Raw genomic sequence first — 20,812 nt, 5'->3', positions numbered from 1 at the left:
AGAAGACCCATGACCGAAGCTTATATTTATGATGCCCTGCGCACCCCGCGCGGCAAGGGCCGTAAGGATGGCAGCCTGCACGAGGTAACCTCGGTGCGCCTGTCCGCCCTGACCCTGAACGCGATGAAAGAGCGTAACAACCTCGAAGGCCACGCCGTTGAGGACGTTATCTGGGGCAACGTCACCCAAGTGATGGAGCAAGGCGGCTGTCTGGCGCGCTCGGCTGTTCTGGCCTCGGACCTGGATGAATCGATCCCTGGTCTGGCGATCAACCGTTTCTGCGCATCCGGCATGGAGGCCGTGAATCTGGCGGCAAACCAGGTCAAAGGCGGCGCGGGCGACGCTTACATCGCTGGCGGTGTCGAGATGATGGGCCGTGTGGCCATGGGCAGCGACGGTGCGGCGATTGCCGTTGACCCTTCGCTGGCGATGGAGACCTATTTCGTTCCGCAGGGTATCTCAGCCGACATTATTGCGACTGAGTACGGTTTCTCCCGTGATGACGCTGACGCGCTGGCGGTTGAATCGCAAAAGCGCGCCGCAGAGGCATGGGCCGACAACCGTTTCGAAAAGTCGGTCATCACCGTCAAGGACCAGAATGGCCTGACCATTCTGGATCGCGACGAGTACATGCGCCCCGGCACCGACATGCAGAGCCTCGGAGCCCTGAACCCGTCCTTCCAGATGATGGGTGAGCAGATGCCCGGCTTCGACAAGGTCGCGATGCTGAAATACCCGCATCTTGAGCGCGTGAACCACATCCACCACGCCGGCAACAGCTCGGGCATCGTGGATGGTGCGGCGGCTGTTCTGATCGGCAACAAGGAATTCGGTGAGAAATACGGCCTCAAGCCGCGCGCCCGGATCAAAGCGACCGCCAAGATTGGTACCGACCCGACCATCATGCTAACCGGCCCGGTTCCTGTGACCGAGAAAATTCTGGCCGACAACGGTATGAAGATCAGCGATCTGGACCTGTTCGAAGTGAACGAAGCCTTCGCGTCGGTCGTGTTGCGCTTCCAGCAGGCATTCGACGTCGATCCGGCGCTGGTAAACGTCAACGGCGGCTCGATCGCGATGGGTCACCCGCTGGGTGCGACCGGTGCGATGATCATCGGCACGCTGCTGGATGAGCTGGAGCGTCAGGACAAGGAAACCGGTCTGGCCACGCTCTGCATCGCGTCCGGCATGGGTGCAGCAACCATTATCGAGCGGGTCTGATGCCCAAGCTGGATCTCTCTCAGATCCCGTTCAAGGGAGGCTCGTCCTATCCCGGCAAGCTGGCCGAGGCGACCGCAGGTCGTTTCGTGCAGCGTGTGGGTGATGCAGGCGGGCTGTCCCAATACGGGGTCAACATCGTGCGGTTGGAACCGCAAGGCATGTCTTCGCTGCGCCATTACCACATGGAGCAGGACGAATTTGCCATCATGCTCAGCGGCACCTGCGTGCTGATCGATGACGATGGTGAGCATGAGATGCAGCCCGGCGATTGCGCCGCTTGGCCCGCAGGTGAGGCCAACGGCCACCACCTTGTGAACAAAACCGATGCGCCCGCGACCTTTTTGGTAGTGGGCACACGGACCCCGACCGAGACCGGCTATTACAGCGACATAGACATGATGGTGAAGGATGATGAGAACGGATTCTCCTTCACCCGCAAGGATGGCAGCCCGCTGACGGCTGACCAGATTGGAGATGACAATGACTGATTTCACTCTGACGAAGGACGCGGACGGCGTCGCCATTATTACCTGGGACGTGCCCGGGAAAACCATGAACGTGATGTCCTTTGACGGGCTGGCGCAGTTGAGCGATCAGATCGATCAGGCGCTGGCTGATGACGAGGTCAAAGGCATCATCATTACCTCGGGCAAGGAAGGTTCCTTCGCCGGAGGCATGGACCTGAATCTGCTGGCGGTGATGAAAGAACAGGCGGGTGACAACCCAGCTAAAGGTCTGTTCGAGGGCACGATGCAAATGCACGCCCTGCTGCGGAAGATCGAACTGGCGGGCATGGATCCCAAGACCAAGAAAGGCGGCAAGCCGATTGCTACCGTTCTGCCCGGCACCGCTGCGGGCATCGGTATGGAGCTGCCCCTATCCACGCACCGCATCTTTGCAGCAGAAAACCCCAAGGCGAAGTACGGCCTGCCCGAAATCATGGTCGGCATTTTCCCCGGCGCAGGCGGCACCACGCGGATGGTCCGCAAGGTTGGCGCAATTGCGGCGGCTCCGCTGTTGTTAGAAGGCAAGATGCTGGACGTCAAGAAGGCCAAGGGCGCAGGTTACATCGACGAAATCGCAGCCGACCCGATGGCCGCGGCCAAGGAATGGGTGCTGAACGCCAAGGACGCAGACATCGTCAAGCCGTGGGATGCGAAGGGCTATAAGATGCCCGGCGGCGCGCCTTACCATCCTGCTGGCTTCATGAACTTCGTTGGTGCGTCCGCGATGGTGAACGGCAAGACCCAAGGTGCGTTCCCTGCTGCCAAAGCTCTGCTGAGCGCGGTCTATGAAGGTGCGCTTGTCGATTTCGACACCGCCCTGAAGATCGAAGCGCGTTGGTTCACCTCTGTTCTGATGAACCCCTCCTCGGGTGCGATGATCCGTTCGCTGTTCCTGAACAAGGAAGCGTTGGAGAAAGGTGCTGTACGTCCTGCAGGTGTTCCGGATCAGTCGGTCAAGAAGATCGGCGTTCTGGGCGCAGGCATGATGGGTGCTGGTATCGCGCTGGTGTCGGCGCAGGCCGGTATGGAAGTGGTTCTTGTGGACCGCGACCAGGAAGCTGCTGACAAGGGTAAGGCCTATACCGAGACCTATCTGGACAAGGGTATGAAGCGCGGCAAAGTCACGGCTGAGAAAAAAGAAGCCATGCTGGCCCGCATCACCGCGACCCCGGATCTGGACAACCTCAAAGGCTGTGACCTGATCATCGAAGCCGTCTTCGAGGACGTGGGCGTCAAGGCCGAGATGACCAAGAAGGTCGAGGCGATCATCCCCGAGGACTGCATCTTTGCCTCGAACACCTCGACCCTGCCGATCACCGATCTGGCCAAAGCATCCGTGCGTCCGGATCAGTTCATCGGCATCCACTTCTTCTCGCCGGTCGAGAAGATGTTCTTGGTCGAGATCATCAAAGGCAAGGAAACCGGTGATCGCGCAGTGGCCAAGGCGCTGGACTATGTACGTCAAATCCGAAAAACGCCGATCGTGGTCAACGATGCGCGTTTCTTCTACGCCAACCGCTGCATCATTCCTTACATCAACGAAGGTGTGCGGATGATTGCCGAGGGTGTGAACCCAGTGCTGATCGACAACGCGGCGCGTCAACTGGGCTTCCCTGTGGGACCAATTCAGCTGACCGATGAGACCTCGATTGATCTGGGTGCCAAGATCGCACGTGCGACCAAGGCAGCGATGGGCGACGCCTACCCGGAAAGCCCCTCGGACGATCTGATCTTCTGGATGGAAGAACAGGGCCGTCTGGGTCGCAAGGCAAACGCGGGCTTCTTCGACTATGACGAAAAAGGCAAGCGTGTCGAATACTGGAAGGGCCTGCAGGAGAAGTACCCGCATGCCGAAGACCAGCCTGACCTGATCGAGGTACAGGAACGTCTGATGTTCGCGCAGGTTCTGGAAGCGGTCCGCGCGCTGGAAGAAGGTGTTTTGGAAGACATCCGTGAAGGCGATGTGGGCGCGATCCTGGGCTGGGGTTTCGCGCCGTGGTCCGGTGGCCCACTGAGCTGGCTGGACATCATCGGCACGCCCTACGCGGCCGAGCGTTGTGACCAGTTGGCAGCACAGTATGGCGAACGTTTCGCCTGCCCGCCCCTGCTGCGTGAGATGGCGGAAAAAGGTCAGAGCTTTTACGGTCGTTTCAACCCTGAGGCAAAAGCCGCTTAACAAATTGATGCAGGCGCATGATACCATGCGCCTGCATCATTCTCGTGGTGTTTGGTTAGGTCTGCCATTCAGGCCGCAGAAACAAGGCGGGCAAGTTAGGCCGGCCAGGACGTCCCGGTCGCCTTATCCCCGAAGGGGGGCGGATCGGAAAAATCGGTTCCTGCGGGATGGGTGCAGGCAGCGCACCCAACGGGTTTGCAAGGGCAGATAGGTCGCCCTTTTGGGCAATCAGTTCGGTTAAAGCCGCAGCTTCTTCTTCCTCGGCGACGGGATAGCTTATCCGGTTTGGTCGTGGACGCATGCTAAAGCGACCGGACGAGCAGAAAGCCTGCAAGCCACCTTGAACAAAAATCACTTCATCTTCATCGAAGAACAGCGTGCGGACTTCGAATGTCGACCCCGGTGATTGTGAACTCAGCCTACATTTGCCGCTGAGCAATCTCGCTGGAACGACCGAAAAACCACCAGCTTCGGAGTCGATCTTGCTTAGATCCAAGGCGACCCCCTGTTCCGGCATCAACCAAACTGGTCGTCCGTTGTAGGCCGCCTGCGCAGGCACATAGATCGGCAGGTATTCTGCGCGGGTTTCCTCTTCCGGTATGACAACCCGGTCGACTGAGACACGTCTTACTTCCCTAAAACCATGATCCAACGTGCGAACAAGATCGCCAACCACAATCTGCTCTACCAGCTTCCAACCACTGGTGGTCGCGATCTTTGTACCATGCAGAAATCCACCTCGACGGGCGATGACAGCCTTTTGCGAACTTGTTTGATCAACACTGTCAGGCTGCTCTGAAAAACTACGAATACTCACTACTTCTAACACGTGCCTCACCCCCTTTTGGCACTTACAAACGATTACAAAGTGCTAGCACGGGAATGAGCGGAGTGACTTATTTTTGACATATTTGCGCCTGATTTGGGCCTGTATCAGGGGTATTGAACACTCATATGGACACATTCAATCTCGTATATCTTTGTTTATTTCCATATTGGAAACCAGATATGTGCAGGTAATTTAGGCCTACATCCGAATCTTCGGGTATCTACCGCGCGGTCCATTTCGACGAATTTGTATCGTTGGCTGCAAAAGTAACGGGGAATTCTCGCTCCCAATCCGAAGTGCAGACCTGCTGCAACGCGAGCCCGGGATATTCCGAACGGATGTAGGTATGACAGATTGGCTTTGTTTGGACGGCACGATAAATGCCAACAAAACGATAGTCTGCGGCCTATCCCTCCTGAGGTTCAGCAGATGTGCGCCCTGCCCTCCAACCCAACAGAACACCAGCGGTGGCGATCAATCCAATTCCGGTAACCTGCATGACCCCGATCGTTTGCCCCATAGCGACCCATGCGAACATCGGGCCAAAGATCATAACCGAGTACTCGAAAACCGCCACGTAGGAAGGTTCGCCAAGCTGATAGGCCTTGATCAGCATAAACACTGCAATTGTCGAACCAACGGCCTGAATCATGACCCAGGGCAAGGCCAGATCCATCGGCCACACCCAGCCACGTGTCACAAACCCGTCCGGCCCTTCAGGGGAAACTGCTGGAAAAAGCGTAAAGAACGCCAGCCCAATCGCACCGGCCAACCCAAGTGTCATGATCATGGCGGCCAACAAGGCCACCGTACTTTCGTTGGCGCAATGTGCGCGCGTCACGATCGCACTCAGCGCATAGAAAAAGCCACCTGCCACGGGCAACAACGTCAAAACATCAAAATCCCCAGGATCAGGTTGCAGCACACACAGAATGCCCGCAAACCCAACCATCACCGCCAGAATGCGCCAGGGGCCGATCTGTTGTTTTAACATCAGTGCAGAAATCAAAAGAACGAATATGGGTGAGGTAAACAACCCCGCCAGCGCTTGTGCGATTGGCATCAATGCCAACGAACTAAAATAGAACAGCATCGCTATAGTAATCAAAACGCTTCGTATCACGACGATGCCAAAGCGCTGAGGCCGCAGAGTGCCAAGACCCAATAGCGACAACCCGGCTATCAGGGGCAGCATCAACATGGCCCGGCTCATATGGAATTGCCACAGGCCGATGGACTCGGCCAACCTGATTACAAAGTTATCGATGACACCGATGATGGCCATCGATGAAACCATCAGCACAGAGGCCAACATCGGCGAAGAGTGACTGTCAGTCTGCATTCTTTGTCTCAAACAAATGTGGCCGTTTATCGGGCCAACAAATCCACGCTTCACGCTATCCAGCACATTTGCGAAACTCAGCGCAACAAGTTTGCGCCCCATGAACACGACATGCTAAGCTTTGATCAAACAAGAACGAGCAGTAACCAGTTCAATGACGGCACTTAAACAGTACCAGCGGATCGAAGCCACCGGTCTGTGGCGCCCCTCGCCTGATGATCAAAGGCGCGAGGTTGTGGTCTCGATTGGCGAAGCGACCCTTACAATCTCGGATTTCAATGATCGTGCTCTGACCCACTGGTCTCTTGCTGCTTTGGAGCGACAGAATCCGGGCACCTACCCCGCGATATTCAATCCGGACGGCGATCCCGGAGAAACTCTGGAGCTCGCCGAAACCGAGACGACCATGATCGAAGCGATCGATCGCCTGCAACGTGCGATCGACAGGGCCCGCCCGCACCCCGGGCGCTTGCGTTGGCTGAGTGTCGGAGGGGTTGTTGCAGCCGTTGCAGCCGTACTGCTGCTGTGGCTTCCGGGTGCACTGCAAAGCCACGTGGTATCGGTAGTGCCTGAAATCAAACGACAGGATATCGGCAACACGATCCTGCAGCGTATCGAGCGAGTATCGGGGAAGGCCTGCGCTTCTGACGATGCTCAGGGTTCTTTGGACAAACTTGCCCAACGCACCGGTGTGCGCCAGATCATCATCCTGCCAGCCGGAGTTAAAGACAGCATGAGCCTGCCGGGTGGCACCGTGTTGCTCAACCGGTCATTGGTCGAAGATCATGAGGATCCGGCGGTCGCCGCTGGTTACGTCATCGCTGAACGAGCGCGTGCCGAACAAATCGATCCGCTTGACGATTTGCTCGATCACACCGGACCTTCGGCGGCATTCAGGTTGCTGACAACAGGCCAGCTCACACCGACAATTGTGGACACATATACTGAACAGGTTTTGGCAGAGCCACGTCCGGAAATTTCGGATGAGGACCTTCTCGCAGTTTTTGCGCAGGCGGCATTGCCCTCGACACCCTACGCATACGCGCGTGATATTACTGGCGAAACCGTTCTGGGACTGATCGAGGCCGACCCTATGGCGGGTCGGACGCTCGAACAGGTTCTGCCGGACCGTGATTGGGTCCAGCTGCAAAACATTTGTGGCGACTAGAAACGACTACTTGGTACCGAACATGCGGTCACCCGCATCGCCCAGACCAGGCATGATATAGCCTTTGGAATTCAACTCGCGATCCAGAGCTGCCGTGACAATTTTCACATCAGGATGCGCTTCTTTCATGCGCGCGACACCTTCAGGCGCGGCGAGCAGGCACAGGAAGCGGATGTCCTTGGCACCTGCCTCTTTCAACAGATCAATCGCCGCAGCCGAGCTGTTGCCGGTTGCCAGCATGGGATCTACTGCGATGACCAAACGATCTTTCAGCCCTTCGGGTGCTTTGAAGTAATACTGCACAGGCTTCAGTGTTTCTTCGTCGCGGTAGAGCCCAACAAAACCGACTCGCGCTGACGGAATCAGCTCCAGCACACCATCCAGCATCCCGTTGCCCGCACGCAGGATCGACACCAGCGCCAGTTTCTTACCCGCGAGGATTGGCGCATCCATCTCCTCCATCGGTGTTTCGATGTGGCGCGTGGTCTGAGGCATTTCACGCGTAACCTCATAAGCCAGCAGCAAGGTAATCTCGCGCAGCAGCTGCCTGAACACAGCGGTCGAAGTTCCCTTGTCCCGCATGAGCGTCAGTTTGTGCTGTACCAGCGGGTGATCAACGACAGTCAGATGTTCGCTCATGACTTCTCCAGTCTCTTTTTAACCCGTTCGCGGGTCTCTTCGTTGCAAAAGGCCGCGTTCAGGGCCGTATCGTTCAGCGCGGCAAAGTCTTCGGCAGTCCAGCCGAATGCTTCGCTCAGCATCTCATATTCACGCCGCATCGTCGTATGAAAAAACGGCGGATCGTCTGTAGAGACGGTGACCTTAACCCCGGCATCGCGAAGACGCGCAATAGGATGCGCTCCAAAGTCGGGGAACAACCCCAGCACAACGTTCGATCCCGGGCATACCTCCAAGGTTACATCCCGATCGACAAGCTCATGCACCAGATCCGGATCTTCCATGGCCCGGACGCCATGACCGATCCGCTCGACTCCCAGATCGCGTACAGCATCACGCACGCTTTCGGGGCCACCAAATTCTCCGGCATGCGTCGTCAGGCGCAAACCGGCTTCACGCGCACATTCAAAGGCCCATTTGTAGTCGCCCTGTCGTCCGACGGATTCGTTTCCCCCCATACCAAAGCCAGTGATCCAGTCACCTGCAGTTTCGGCTGCGCATATCGCGCTTTGTCTGGACTGCTCTGGACCGAAATGGCGAACACAGGTGACGACGCCGCGCAGAGTAATGTCAAACTTGCGTTCAGCTTCATCCGCAGCATCCTGAATCGCATTCAGATAATCCCGCCATGCATGCAGATCGCCACCGCCGCAAAAGTCAGGGCTAAGGAAGGTTTCGGAATAAACAACCCCGTTTGCGGCGCTTTCTTCCAGAATTGCCAGCGTCAGACGGCGAAAATCCTCGGGCGTTTTCAACACTTCGCAAGCAGCCTCATAGACGCTCAGAAAGTGTGCGAAATCACGGAAATCATAGCTGCCATCAGGTTTAAAGATACCGCTCAGGTCAATACGCTTTTCATGCGCAAGCTGTCGGATAAAGGCTGGCGGCGCTGCACCTTCGTGATGCAGATGAAGCTCGATCTTGGGAACGTCAGCGACGGTCATAGAAAATTCCTTCCCGGTCCTTGTGCCGGTATGTTCAGATGGTGGGCAAGGCTGGCGGCGACGTCGGCAAAGTCAACCTGGCCAATCTGGCCAGCCCCATGCCCAGCAATCAGGACTGGCACCTGTTCGCGCGTGTGATCCGTTCCGATCCAGCTTGGGTCGTTGCCATGATCTGCGGTCAATAGCATCAGATCACCCGGTCGCAATTTTTGCAGGATCAAGCCGATCTCACGATCGAACCACTCCAATGCGCGGGCGTATCCGCTGATATCGCGGCGGTGGCCGTAAAGGCTGTCAAACTCTACAAAATTGGCGAATGTCAGGCTGCCCTCTTCGGCCTCATCCACCAGATTGGACAGATGGACCATCAATTCGGCATCCGATCCCTTACGCAGCGTATCGATCCCCTGCATCGAAAAGATATCGCCGATCTTCCCCACAGCATGAACCCTGTGCCCGGCATCCTGCACCCAGTTGGTCAGAACCGGCGCAGGAGGGAGGATCGCAAAGTCCTTGCGGTTGGTTGTGCGGGTGAACCCTTGCTCCGGCGATCCGGTAAACGGGCGGGCAATGACCCGACCCACTTTCATTTCGTGCAGGCGCGGTGCAAGTGACTTGCACATGTCCAGCAGGCGTTCGAGGCCAAAGCTCTCTTCATGCGCGGCAATCTGAAACACACTGTCAGCTGAGGTATAGCAGATCGGCCATCCGGTGCGCATATGCTCTGCACCCAACTCAGCGATAATCGCTGTGCCTGAGGCATGGCAGTTTCCCAAAATTCCCTCGGCCCCCGCTGCCCGAGCTGCAGCGAGGCTCAGATCATCAGGAAATGCAGGAACGGTGTCCGGAAAGTAATTCCAATCCCACGGCACCGGCAATCCAGCCAGTTCCCAATGTCCCGAAGGCGTATCCTTACCTGGCGAATGCTCGCGCGCGCAGCCCCAAGTGCCCGTGGACTGAGTGTTCAAACCTGGTGTTACTGCACCTGACGCCAATCGCACAGCCGCGCTCAGACCCAGACTATCAAGATTTGGCAAATGCAATGCGCCTAACCGACCATCTTCGGCCCGACCATCAGCACAGGCCTGCGCGATATGAGCCAGCGTGTTTGCGCCAATGTCCGGGATGTCGCCATTGAAAAACTGATCGGCATCCGGTGCACCGCCGATACCAACTGAATCCATGACAACAAGAAATGCACGGGTCACGCGGTTATCCTCTCATGGATGAGGCTTGGTGCTTCGGCTGGATCTGAACCAATCGTTACGGCCCGTACTATCGTCTCTGCGGCTTTCTTCGCTGCGTCTTCTCTTGCTGCGTGCACCACGGCAAGGGGAGCGCCTCTGGAGACATGATCCCCTAGACGCGAAATGCCAGAGATACCGACAGCTGGATCAATCACGTCGCTTTCCACCTGACGCCCACCGCCCAGCGCCACAACCGCAAGACCCAATGCCTCGCCATCAATCGCAGTGATGTAGCCATTGTCCTGAGCAGGTACTTCGAGAATGACGCTTGCCTCAGGTAGATAGCGCGACCAATCCTCGACAAACCCCAACGGCGCACCAACCGCCGCCATCATCCGGCCAAAGCGTTCGGCAGCCCGACCATCGCGGATCACATCGGCGATCTTCTCACGACCTTCCTCAGCTGTCGCGACAACACCAGCATCGGCCAGCAAAACGCCACCCAACTCGGCTGAAATCTCAGCTAAGGGCGTGTCATGCCCCGCCGTCAGGACTTTCATAACCTCCGAAACCTCCAGGGCATTGCCCAGAGAAGAGGCCAGCGGCTGGTCCATATCGGTGATCACCGCCGAAGTCTTGCAGCCGGCAGCATTTGCAGTCTCGCTCAAAGCAGTTGCCAGCTTGCGCGCATCTTCAATGCTTTTCATGAAAGCACCGCTGCCAACCTTTACGTCAAGAACCAGAGCATCCGGGCTGGCGGCCAGCTTCTTTGACAGGATCGATGCAGTGATCAGGTCGAGGCTTTCCACCGTCGCCGTAACATCCCTGATCGCATATAGCCGTTTATCAGCGGGCGCGATCTGCGCGGTGGCTCCAACGATCGCAGCGCCGGTTTCTTTCAGGATCTGAGCCAAACGATCCTGCCCAATCTGGGTACTAACACCGGGAATGGCTTCAAGTTTATCGAGCGTACCTCCGGTGTGGCCAAGACCACGGCCCGAGATCATCGGCACAAAAGACCCGCATTCCGCAAGCGCAGGCGCCAGGATCAGGCTCACGCAATCCCCGACCCCTCCGGTTGAGTGCTTGTCGATTACCGGACCATCCAGATCCCACGTCAACACATCACCGCTGTCACGCATTGCCAGCGTAAGTGCGGCACGGCCTTGCGCGCCCAAACCACCCATACAGACCGCCATGGCAAAAGCCCCGGCCTGAGCATCACTTACGACACCATCGGCAAGCCCTTGAGCAAACCAGGACAGTTCCTCGGCAGTCGGCACCTCATGACGGCGCAGTTTTGCGATGATCGATCGGGCGTCCATCAGGTCGGGCCTTACATAAAGGAGGCGTCGAAAGCGCCGGGTAGCAGATCGGCGATCGTTGTCTTGGTTTCGACGCCATCAACGGTTGCCATTGTAACAACCACATCGCCCTTGCCGAACTCGGCCAGTTTCTGGCGACATCCACCGCATGGGGGAACAGGTTGGGGGCTGGACGCCACCACATATACCTCAGTCAGTTCTTTTTCCCCGGCAGCGACCATGGCGGCAATTGCACCCGCCTCGGCGCAGGTTCCTTCGGGATAGGCCACGTTTTCAACGTTACAGCCTGAATAGACAGTTCCTGAACCAGATCGTACAGCCGCGCCAACTTTGAAGTTTGAATACGGCGCATGGGCGTTCTCGCGCACTTTCAAGGCGGCATCTTTGAGTGACATGGCGATTCCCCATTTTTTGATCATCTGGTCAGAAGTTCATACCCTAAATGAAAGCACCCGGGGATTTGAAGCCCCCGGGTGCCGTTTTACGCAGCGGTTTTCAGCCTAATCCAGCGTCGTGTTGAATGTTCCCGGCAATGTAACCTCAAGCAGTTCGATGTCATCAGTCGGATCAGACAGCCGGGTTCGCATTCCCGGTGGAATGACAAAGGCATCCCCCTGCTCAAGCCGATAGGGATCACGATCGTCCCCCTCAAGCGTCACTTCGCCATTCATGACGAAGGTAAAGTGGATATCTGTGTCATGGCTGGCCCAAACCGGATCACCCTGCCCCCGCCGGACCACCTGAACTCCGGCGACGCCCTTGGTATTCTCTGCAATCGTAGTGTCCCGGCAGATGTAACCCGGCAATCGGAACGGAACCCATTCGGCGTCTTTTGCCTGATTATAGACGAACCGTTGCCCGTCCCATTCCCGATCAGGCCGAAAGTGCGGTGTAGGCAATTCCATTTCATGATCGATCTCGGTCACGTGTTCAGCCGGTACGCCGATCTCGATTACCTGAACATTATCAGACGCCTCTAGCACGCGGTGCCGGATTTCGGGCGGCTGGATAAAGCAATCTCCAGCAGTTAACCGCATCTTCTGGCCCTGATCCTCGTAGACCACGTCCACCCAACCGTGAATGCAGAAGATCAGCTGAAATCCGACTTTGTGAAAATGAACCATGTCTGGGACCGGCCCACCATCGGGAATGCGGATGTGGCTGGCGATGATGGACCCGCCAAGCCGGTCCGGCACCAGATCCCGATAGTGCATTCCTGCACGTCCGATAATCCAGGGGGCCTGATCCTTTAGGCGCCTGACCACATAGGAATGAACTGTTTCAGGCATGACCAGTGGTGGGTTTCGCTCTTCAATCTCGATTCGTGTCCCGTTCGGGGCAACAAGACTGCGCTTTCCATCCGCAAAGCCATCCGGGTTTTCGGTCAGGATACGCAAGGTGCCCGGTCCTTCAGGGGCATCCTTCTCAATCCTCAGTCGCAAGCCATGACCGGAAAAGACCGCAGTACTGGGATCATCAGCCGGATAAATCATGTCCATCCGCATTCCCAACACCTTGGTGTAAAACGGAATGTCATCTCGTAATTCTTTGGTTGGAATGCGGAATTCGGCTATGGTGTCGGTCATGCTATTCTCCTCTGCGGCGACAGTGTATGCGGGCAATTGTTTTTGCAAGACACTGCCTGAAAACATGCGGTTTCAATTCAATGTTTCCCCCGCGTCAGAAATAGTTTAGCACTAAACTAAATTTTGAACGGGAAGGTTTGCAATGTCCGATACACCCAGTCTGCGCCAGGCGGCACTTGAATATCACGCGCATCCGAAACCCGGTAAGCTGGAAATCAAAGCCACCAAACCGATGGCAAACGGACGTGATCTGGCCCGCGCCTATTCGCCCGGCGTGGCCGAGGCCAGCCTGGAAATCAAAAGCGATCCTTCCAACGCCGAACTCTATACGTCGCGCGGCAATCTGGTGGCTGTGGTTTCGAACGGAACAGCCGTCCTTGGCCTTGGCAATATCGGTGCGCTGGCGTCAAAGCCGGTAATGGAAGGCAAGGCTGTTCTGTTCAAGAAGTTTGCGGGCATCGACTGCTTTGATATCGAGGTGAACCAACCCGATCCTGAAAAACTGGCGGATATCGTCTGCGCGCTGGAACCCACATTTGGCGCCATCAATCTCGAAGACATCAAGGCACCAGACTGCTTTACCGTAGAGAAACTGTGTCGCGAACGGATGAATATTCCTGTTTTCCACGACGATCAGCATGGCACCGCCATTGTGGTCGGGGCAGCAGCTAAAAACGCCCTGCACGTTGCAGGAAAAAGCTTTGAGGATATCAAAGTCGTTTCAACTGGTGGCGGCGCAGCCGGGATCGCATGCCTGAACATGCTGGTAAAGCTTGGTGTGAAGCGTGAAAACATCTGGCTCTGCGATATTCACGGGCTTGTTTATGAAGGCCGTGCCAAGGACATGAACCCTCACAAAGATCAATTCGCGCAAAAGTCCGATCTGCGCACACTGGATGACGTAGTCGGCGGCGCTGATCTGTTTCTGGGTCTTTCAGGCCCAAACGTACTGAAGCCCGAAATGGTTGAGAAGATGGCCGATCGGCCAATTATCTTTGCACTGGCCAACCCAACGCCCGAAATCCTGCCACAAGCTGCACGAGAGGTCGCACCGAATGCGATTATCGCAACGGGACGCAGTGACTTCCCTAACCAGGTCAACAACGTCCTTTGCTTTCCTTTCATCTTTCGGGGTGCGCTGGATGTTGGTGCAACCGAGATCAATGACGAGATGCAAATCGCTTGCGTCGACGGCATCGCCGAGATGGCTCGCGCGACAACCAGCGCCGAGGCAGCTGCAGCTTACAAAGGTGAACAGCTCACCTTTGGCCCGGACTATCTGATCCCAAAGCCGTTTGATCCACGCCTGGTTGGCGTCGTTTCTTCAGCTGTCGCAAAGGCAGCGATGGACAGCGGTGTGGCCAAACGACCGATTACTGACCTCGAGGCCTATAAAGAACGCCTTAATCAAACGGTGTTTAAATCAGCCCTGCTGATGCGCCCGGTTTTCGAAGCGGCCGCTGTCGCCTCGCGCCGGATCGTATTTGCCGAAGGCGAAGACGAGCGCGTCCTTCGGGCTGCACAGGCCATACTCGAAGAGACCACGGAAACGCCTATTCTAATTGGTCGGCCCGAGGTTATCGAAGCACGCTGCGAAAAGCTGGGGCTGGTGGTTCGGCCCGGACAAGATTTTCAGATCGTCAACCCGCACAATGACCCGCGGTACTACGACTACTGGAACTCGTACCACAAGCTGATGGAGCGCCGTGGTGTGACACCTGATTTGGCCAAGGCAATCATGCGCACGAACAACACCGCCATTGCTGCTATAATGGTCCATAGGGGTGAAGCCGACAGCATGATTTGCGGTACCTTTGGCGAATACCGTTGGCATCTGAACTACGTCGAACAGGTACTGGACGATGGTGATCTGCGTCCACATGGGGCGTTGTCGCTGATGATCCTTGAAGATGGCCCTCTGTTCATTGCCGACACCCACGTTCGACAGCTTCCCACGCCCGAAGAGTTGGCTGAGATTACTCTTGGCGCGGCTCGTCATGTGCGCCGCTTTGGCCTTGAGCCCAAGATTGCCTTCTGCTCACAATCGCAATTTGGCAACCAAGCCGAGGGGTCGGGAAAGCGCCTGCGTGAAGCGATCTCAATTCTGGACAGCAAACCTCGCGATTTCATGTATGAGGGCGAGATGAATCTGGATGTCGCTTTGGACCCGGAACTGCGGGAACGTATTTTTCCAAATTCTCGCCTGAAGGGCCCGGCGAACGTCCTGATCTTTGCCCATGCGGACGCAGCAAGCGGCGTTCGCAACATCCTTAAGATGAAAGCAGACGGCATCGAAGTTGGTCCGATCCTGATGGGTATGGGTAACAAGGCACATATCGTAACCCCTTCAATCACTGCGCGCGGCCTTTTGAACATGGCAGCAATTGCAGGAACGCCGGTCGCACACTACGGTTAAACTCGGCGGCGACAGGCGTGGCCGCCCTTTGCGTAAGGGGAGGTCACATGAAGGGACATTGTCACTGCAAGGCCGTTCGTTGGGAAAGCGAGGCCGAGATCACATGGAGTTGCTATTGCCATTGCGCTGATTGTCGGCGCAATTGTGCTTCGCCCGTAACTGCCTTTTTTGGCTTGCCACACGAAGCCGTCAAATGGTCAGGGAATGCCCCCAACATTTATCGGTCTTCGGATGACGTCGAACGTTTGTTTTGCGGTGCCTGCGGCACACAAATGGCCTATCGCAATGCACGTGATAAGGTGAACATACACCTTTACACTGCAACGTTGGACGATCCTGATACACTGCCACCACGCTTTCATGTGTTTCACTCGGATCACCTGCATTGGCTGAACATCCAGGACACGCTGCCACGTTACTCTAAATCGGCTGAGTGAATCGAATCTCGCTCAAAGGAGTATTTGCACCTTATGTTATTCAAATTTGCAAAATCATATGAAGATTGCCTCAAATTCCTGCCAACCATGGTATTTTGCAAAAATTTGCAACCCAGATTTTCTTATTCTGCAAATATTTCGCGATAAACTGACGCGTCGTCATTCGAGTTGCTTGCCCGATGTCGATTGGATGCCTAACACGATGCGCAGAGAATTTGGGAGGAGAGAGCCATGGCGTTTCAGGACGTATATGAGAGCTGGAAAAGCGACCCTGAGGCATTCTGGATGGAGGCTGCCAAGGGTATCGACTGGATCGAAAAGCCGTCCAAAGCCCTGTTCGATGAAAACGCCCCGCTTTACGAATGGTTCTGCGACGCCAAGGTGAACACCTGCTGGAATGCTGTCGACCGTCACGTCGAAAACGGACGCGGCGAACAGACGGCAATTATTTACGACAGCCCCATCACCCATACCAAGCGCGAAATTTCTTATGTTGAACTGCGCAATCGCGTTGCCACGCTCGCCGGTGCTTTGCGCGCCAAGGGGATCGAGAAAGGTGACCGGGTCATCATTTACATGCCGATGATCCCCGAGGCGCTTGAGGCGATGCTCGCCTGTGCCCGTCTGGGCGCTGTGCATTCGGTGGTGTTTGGCGGCTTTGCCAGCAACGAATTGGCAGTTCGGATAGATGACGCAAAACCCAAGGCGATCATTGCCGCCTCGTGCGGGATGGAGCCCGGACGTGTGGTTCACTACAAACCCCTGCTCGACGGGGCCATCGATATGGCCAGTCACAAGCCCGATTTCTGTGTAATCTTCCAGCGCGAACAGGAAGTCGCGCAGTTGATCCAAGGGCGTGACGTGAACTGGCACGGCTTTCAGTACGGTGTCGAGCCTGCCGAATGCGTTCCCGTATCAGGCAATGACCCGGCCTATATCCTCTATACCTCCGGTACGACAGGTGCCCCCAAAGGCGTTGTTCGCCCCACGGCGGGCCACCTCGTTGCGCTGAATTGGTCAATGAAGAACATCTATAACGTCGACCCGGGTGATGTGTTCTGGGCCGCATCAGATGTTGGCTGGGTCGTTGGCCATTCCTACATTTGCTACGCCCCTTTGATCCACGGCAACACAACCATTGTGTTCGAAGGCAAGCCCGTGGGCACGCCGGATGCCGGCACGTTCTGGCGTGTGATTTCCGAACATAAGGTCAAAAGCTTCTTCACAGCACCCACGGCTATCCGAGCCGTAAAGCGCGAAGACCCCAAAGGGGAATTGCTGTCAAAGTATGATCTCTCTCAGTTGAAAGCGTTGTTTCTGGCAGGTGAACGCGCAGACCCGGACACCATCGTATGGGCACAGGATGCACTGAAAGTTCCGGTCATCGACCATTGGTGGCAGACCGAAACCGGCTGGACGATTGCTGGAAACCCGCTGGGGATCGAAGAATTGCCAATAAAGCTCGGCTCACCAGCCAAGCCGATGCCCGGTTACGATGTGCAAATCCTTGACGAGGGTGGACACCCAATGAAGCCGGGCGAGTTGGGTGCAATTGCGATAAAGCTGCCATTGCCCCCCGGGACATTGCCGACACTTTGGAATGCAGAGGATCGTTTCAAGAAATCATATCTGGAGCATTTCCCGGGATACTACGAAACCGGCGATGCTGGCATGATTGATGAAGACGGGTATCTCTACATCATGGCGCGTACCGATGATGTGATCAACGTCGCGGGTCACCGCCTGTCGACCGGCGCCATGGAAGAGGTTCTGGCCGCCCATCCAGACGTCGCCGAATGTGCGGTAATCGGAGTTTCGGATCAGCTCAAAGGGCAGATGCCCGTTGGTTTCCTCTGCCTGAACGCCGGATCTGATCGGGATCACCCGGATGTCGTACAGGACGTCGTAAAAATGGTTCGGGACAAGATTGGGCCTGTCGCAGCATTCAAACTGGCTGTTGTTGTTGATCGACTGCCCAAGACACGTTCGGGCAAGATCCTGCGGGGAACTATGGTTTCGATCGCAGACGGCAAGGATTACAAGATGCCAGCTACAATCGACGATCCAGCCATTCTGGATGAGATTTCGGTTGCTCTGAAATCCATCGGGTACGCCCAGTAATCGAACTCGGGGCGGTTACCCGCCGCCCCAATTGCGCAGCAGGGTTGCAACGCCCCGCAGACCTCCTACTGTGCCCCTAAACGGGAGGGCACATGGAACAGAGTGACATCTGGCGTCTCAGCGCCACGGAACTGACCGCGTTGACGCGAAACGGTGATCTAAGCGCTGAGGAGACAGTTCAAAGCTCGCTCGACCGCATGCACGAAGTCAATCCAGCCCTCAACGCAGTGGTCGAGGATTTGGGGTCCGAAGCTTTAGAACGCGCGCGTGCCCTGGACAACTCCAGAGCGCAAGGCGAGCCTACAGGTCCTCTTCACGGCGTGCCAGTAACCATCAAAATCAACGTCGATCAAAAAGGCCACGCCACCACCAACGGTGTGATTGCGCTTAAGGATGTGATCGCACCAGACGACGCTCCGATCGTCGCCAATCTGCAAAACGCAGGGGCCATTGTGATCGGGCGCACGAACACGCCAGAATTCTCGTTTCGCGCCGACACCGACAATCCGCTTCACGGCCGTACGTACAACCCCTGGGGAGATCACATATCACCCGGCGGTTCGTCTGGTGGTGCAGGTGCCGCCGTGATGGCGGGGATCGGAGCGCTTGCTCATGGAAACGACATTGGCGGCAGCCTGAGGTTTCCAGCCGCCGCGAACGGCGCCGTAACCGTCAAACCCGGGCTGGGCCGTGTCCCGGCCTGGAATCCGAGCCAGAAAGCCGAACGCGGATTGCTTGCACAATCCATGTCGGTACAGGGGCTGATCACACGTTCCGCAGCCGACCTGCATCTGTCCATGCCGAGCCTGATCGCCGCAGACCCACGCGACCCGTTTCATGTGCCCATGCCTTGGCGAGGTGAGACAGTGAAGGAGCCGATCAAGGTTGCATTCACCAAAAACACATTCGGGTATGCCCTGCATCCCGAAGTCGAAAAAGCGTTGGACACGGCGCGCGAGGCGTTGGTTGATGCGGGCTATCACGTCGAGGAAATTGACCCACCCGATGTATTCGAGTGCGGCCGTAATGGGTATCGCGCGTTGATGGGTGAAGTCCTGACCATGATGAAGGGTGATATCGAAGCTGCCGGATCGCAAACGATCCGCGATATCTTTGACGTATACTTTCAGGAGTTCCCACCCATTCTGGAAACTGACCTGCTGCGGATGATGGCGCAACGAAGCTACTATGCCCGTGAGTGGTCATTGTTCCTGCAGGACTACCCTTTAGTATTGTCCCCCTTCCTGCCGCAGCCTTTCTTTAGACCGGACAGAGATACCGAGGGGGCAGAAGGTGTGCATGAAGTGCTTGGGTGCGCAGTCTATTCCTACGCGATGAACTTCCTTGGGCTGCCTGCAGCATGCGTTCCATCACGCTTGGCGGATTTGCCCCAGGGTCAGCAGCCCATAAACGTTCAAATCGCAGCTCAGCGATGGCGCGAGGACTTGGCTGTCGATGCCGCTTTGGTGATCGAAGAACGCGTAGGCCAAATGGCACCGGTGCTTTGGAACAAAATGGACAAGACTGAGTAAACCGCCAGTCCAGATTTCCAGATAAAGACGCTAAACAAAATTGACCCCGGGTTTTTGTACCCGGGGTCCGCATAATAAAATATGCCCAGATTAGATAACGAGCGTAGCACCACCCACCCTCGCCAGCGCGAAAACTGCGCAATCATCCGAAAACGCCGTTTGGTGGCCACTCACTCCCACCTTGGCGTGTTCTCCGGGCAAGATCACGGTAACTCATTGTTAAGCCTGCGCATGTGAACCAGTTCACATAACGAATGCGATTTCCCGCATTTCTGAGAAAATTATGTGAATTGTTCTGATATTAGGCGCTCTTCAAGCCCATGCCCCGGGTCAAACAGTATTCGATGCTGAACCGAAGAATCTGAGCGAATCTCAACCCAGTCGATATCGGGAAATGATATCGAATCGGCATCTGCCATGACCGGGCGTTTGTCAGCCTCAAGTACATCAAAGCGCACTTGCGCTATTTTGGGCAGCAAAGCACCGCGCCAGCGTCTGGGGCGAAATGCAGCAATGGCAGTCAATGCCAGAACGTCTGAACCGATCGGCAGAATCGGTCCATGCGCAGAATAGTTGTAGGCTGTTGAGCCCGCTGGGGTGGACAGTAGCGCACCGTCACAAACCAACTCGGCCAGCCGTACGCGGCCATCGACACTGATCTTCAAACGTGCAGCTTGCGGCCCTGCTCGCAGTAGCGAAACCTCGTTGATCGCAAGCGCTTGGTGCGTTTTTCCGGATTGATCCATGGCTGTCATGGCCAGCGGATTGATAACTTCTTCCTCAGCAGCGTTCAGTCGCTCGATCAGATCGGCTTGCCCATACTCGTTCATCAGAAAGCCGATGGTTCCGCGGTTCATGCCGTAGACGGGTATATTCAGATGCTGCGTATTGTGCAGCGTGTGCAGCATGAAGCCATCACCACCCAGTGCCACGATGACATCTGCGTCCCTTGGTGCTGCATTACCATACAGCGCCACCAAGCTTTCCCGCGCGGATTGGGCCACTTCGACTTCGCTGGCGAGGAAGGCGATTCTCTTAGTCATGTTTTGCGTTTCCGGTGCTGCGCATTTGGTTCCGAAACAAACATACCTTTCCCCGATAGGCCAGACTTGACGCCGCAGCGGGCCAATTCGTCGCTTTACAGCCTTTCTCGGATGTGCCGTTTCCGATAGGAAATCCGCAAGAATCTTACCCAGCCATGTGGAGCGCCCATGAACGCCAATCTTCGTGACACCGGATTTTTCACCCAGTCCTTGTCTGACCGTGACCCTGAGCTTTTTGGCTCGATCACGTCCGAGCTGGGCCGTCAGCGCGACGAGATCGAGCTGATTGCGTCCGAAAACA

The 20,812-nt window shown here is 56.3% G+C and carries 17 protein-coding genes and 1 pseudogene; 9 read left to right on the top strand and 9 right to left on the bottom strand.

Annotated features, from left to right (window positions below):
- Window positions 1-9: 9 nt before the first annotated feature.
- The 3 genes from ACR0IO_RS04900 to ACR0IO_RS04890 are packed head-to-tail and all read left to right on the top strand — an operon-like array spanning window position 10 to window position 3,903.
- Window positions 10-1,221, top strand: a complete 1,212-nt coding sequence (locus tag ACR0IO_RS04900) for an acetyl-CoA C-acetyltransferase (RefSeq protein WP_480739815.1) — start codon at window positions 10-12, stop codon at window positions 1,219-1,221.
- Window positions 1,221-1,709 carry a cupin domain-containing protein gene (locus ACR0IO_RS04895; protein WP_155151793.1) on the top strand — a complete coding sequence of 163 codons (489 nt, stop codon included), beginning with the start codon at window positions 1,221-1,223 and terminating at the stop codon, window positions 1,707-1,709. The genes ACR0IO_RS04900 and ACR0IO_RS04895 overlap by 1 nt, the downstream gene beginning before the upstream one ends.
- Window positions 1,702-3,903: a 3-hydroxyacyl-CoA dehydrogenase NAD-binding domain-containing protein gene (locus ACR0IO_RS04890; RefSeq protein ID WP_480739813.1), complete on the top strand. Its 2,202-nt coding sequence runs from the start codon at window positions 1,702-1,704 to the stop codon at window positions 3,901-3,903. Before ACR0IO_RS04895 ends, ACR0IO_RS04890 begins: the two co-directional genes overlap by 8 nt.
- A gap of 55 nt (window positions 3,904-3,958) precedes the next feature.
- On the opposite strand, the gene ACR0IO_RS04885 is transcribed toward ACR0IO_RS04890, so the two are convergent.
- On the bottom strand, window positions 3,959-4,720 hold the full coding sequence (locus ACR0IO_RS04885; protein WP_480739811.1) for a Hint domain-containing protein: 762 nt from the start codon (window positions 4,718-4,720) through the stop codon (window positions 3,959-3,961).
- 418 nt (window positions 4,721-5,138) lie between these two features.
- On the bottom strand, window positions 5,139-6,176 hold the full coding sequence (locus ACR0IO_RS04880; protein ID WP_480739809.1) for a DMT family transporter: 1,038 nt from the start codon (window positions 6,174-6,176) through the stop codon (window positions 5,139-5,141).
- Between the two features lie 52 nt (window positions 6,177-6,228).
- Between ACR0IO_RS04880 and ACR0IO_RS04875 the strand changes: the two genes are divergently transcribed.
- Window positions 6,229-7,242 carry a hypothetical protein gene (locus ACR0IO_RS04875; RefSeq protein WP_480739807.1) on the top strand — a complete coding sequence of 338 codons (1,014 nt, stop codon included), beginning with the start codon at window positions 6,229-6,231 and terminating at the stop codon, window positions 7,240-7,242.
- Between the two features lie 6 nt (window positions 7,243-7,248).
- Here ACR0IO_RS04875 and upp read toward each other — a convergent pair whose 3' ends face one another.
- The 6 genes from upp to ACR0IO_RS04845 all read right to left on the bottom strand — a co-directional run bounded on the left by upp (window position 7,249) and on the right by ACR0IO_RS04845 (window position 12,962).
- A complete protein-coding gene (gene upp, locus ACR0IO_RS04870; RefSeq protein WP_155151805.1) occupies window positions 7,249-7,881 on the bottom strand; it encodes a uracil phosphoribosyltransferase in 633 nt (210 codons plus the stop codon).
- The gene (locus tag ACR0IO_RS04865) at window positions 7,878-8,864 is read right to left on the bottom strand and encodes an adenosine deaminase (RefSeq protein ID WP_480739806.1); all 987 of its coding nucleotides are present in this window, start codon (window positions 8,862-8,864) and stop codon (window positions 7,878-7,880) included. The genes upp and ACR0IO_RS04865 overlap by 4 nt, the downstream gene beginning before the upstream one ends.
- Window positions 8,861-10,072, bottom strand: a complete 1,212-nt coding sequence (locus tag ACR0IO_RS04860) for a phosphopentomutase (RefSeq protein ID WP_480739805.1) — start codon at window positions 10,070-10,072, stop codon at window positions 8,861-8,863. The genes ACR0IO_RS04865 and ACR0IO_RS04860 overlap by 4 nt, the downstream gene beginning before the upstream one ends.
- Entirely contained in the window at window positions 10,069-11,376 is a 1,308-nt protein-coding gene (locus ACR0IO_RS04855; RefSeq protein ID WP_480739803.1) for a thymidine phosphorylase, read from the bottom strand. Before ACR0IO_RS04855 ends, ACR0IO_RS04860 begins: the two co-directional genes overlap by 4 nt.
- An 11-nt stretch (window positions 11,377-11,387) precedes the next feature.
- Window positions 11,388-11,771 (bottom strand): cytidine deaminase, encoded by a 384-nt coding sequence (locus tag ACR0IO_RS04850; protein WP_480739802.1) that lies wholly within the window; start codon window positions 11,769-11,771, stop codon window positions 11,388-11,390.
- 105 nt (window positions 11,772-11,876) lie between these two features.
- Entirely contained in the window at window positions 11,877-12,962 is a 1,086-nt protein-coding gene (locus ACR0IO_RS04845; protein ID WP_480739800.1) for a cupin domain-containing protein, read from the bottom strand.
- Window positions 12,963-13,104: 142 nt separating this feature from the next.
- Between ACR0IO_RS04845 and ACR0IO_RS04840 the strand changes: the two genes are divergently transcribed.
- From ACR0IO_RS04840 to ACR0IO_RS04825, 4 genes are all read left to right on the top strand, one after another.
- Entirely contained in the window at window positions 13,105-15,378 is a 2,274-nt protein-coding gene (locus ACR0IO_RS04840) for an NADP-dependent malic enzyme (RefSeq protein ID WP_480739798.1), read from the top strand.
- 47 nt (window positions 15,379-15,425) lie between these two features.
- Window positions 15,426-15,815, top strand: a complete 390-nt coding sequence (locus tag ACR0IO_RS04835; protein ID WP_480739797.1) for a GFA family protein — start codon at window positions 15,426-15,428, stop codon at window positions 15,813-15,815.
- Between the two features lie 231 nt (window positions 15,816-16,046).
- Window positions 16,047-17,936 carry a propionate-CoA ligase PrpE gene (prpE, locus tag ACR0IO_RS04830; protein ID WP_480739796.1) on the top strand — a complete coding sequence of 630 codons (1,890 nt, stop codon included), beginning with the start codon at window positions 16,047-16,049 and terminating at the stop codon, window positions 17,934-17,936.
- 92 nt (window positions 17,937-18,028) lie between these two features.
- Complete coding sequence (locus ACR0IO_RS04825) at window positions 18,029-19,468, top strand: amidase family protein (protein ID WP_480739794.1); 1,440 nt, start codon at window positions 18,029-18,031, stop codon at window positions 19,466-19,468.
- A gap of 281 nt (window positions 19,469-19,749) precedes the next feature.
- On the opposite strand, the gene ACR0IO_RS04820 is transcribed toward ACR0IO_RS04825, so the two are convergent.
- Entirely contained in the window at window positions 19,750-20,511 is a 762-nt protein-coding gene (locus tag ACR0IO_RS04820; protein ID WP_155151829.1) for an NAD kinase, read from the bottom strand.
- A gap of 168 nt (window positions 20,512-20,679) precedes the next feature.
- On the opposite strand from ACR0IO_RS04820, the pseudogene glyA reads away from it, so the two are divergent.
- Window positions 20,680-20,812 (top strand): annotated as a pseudogene (gene glyA, locus ACR0IO_RS04815) (serine hydroxymethyltransferase); the annotation flags it as partial.

This window comes from Ruegeria sp. CE12 (assembly GCF_056537525.1).
The sequence above is the reverse complement of the archived record's forward strand: the minus strand, read 5'-3'. Positions and strand labels throughout refer to the sequence as shown.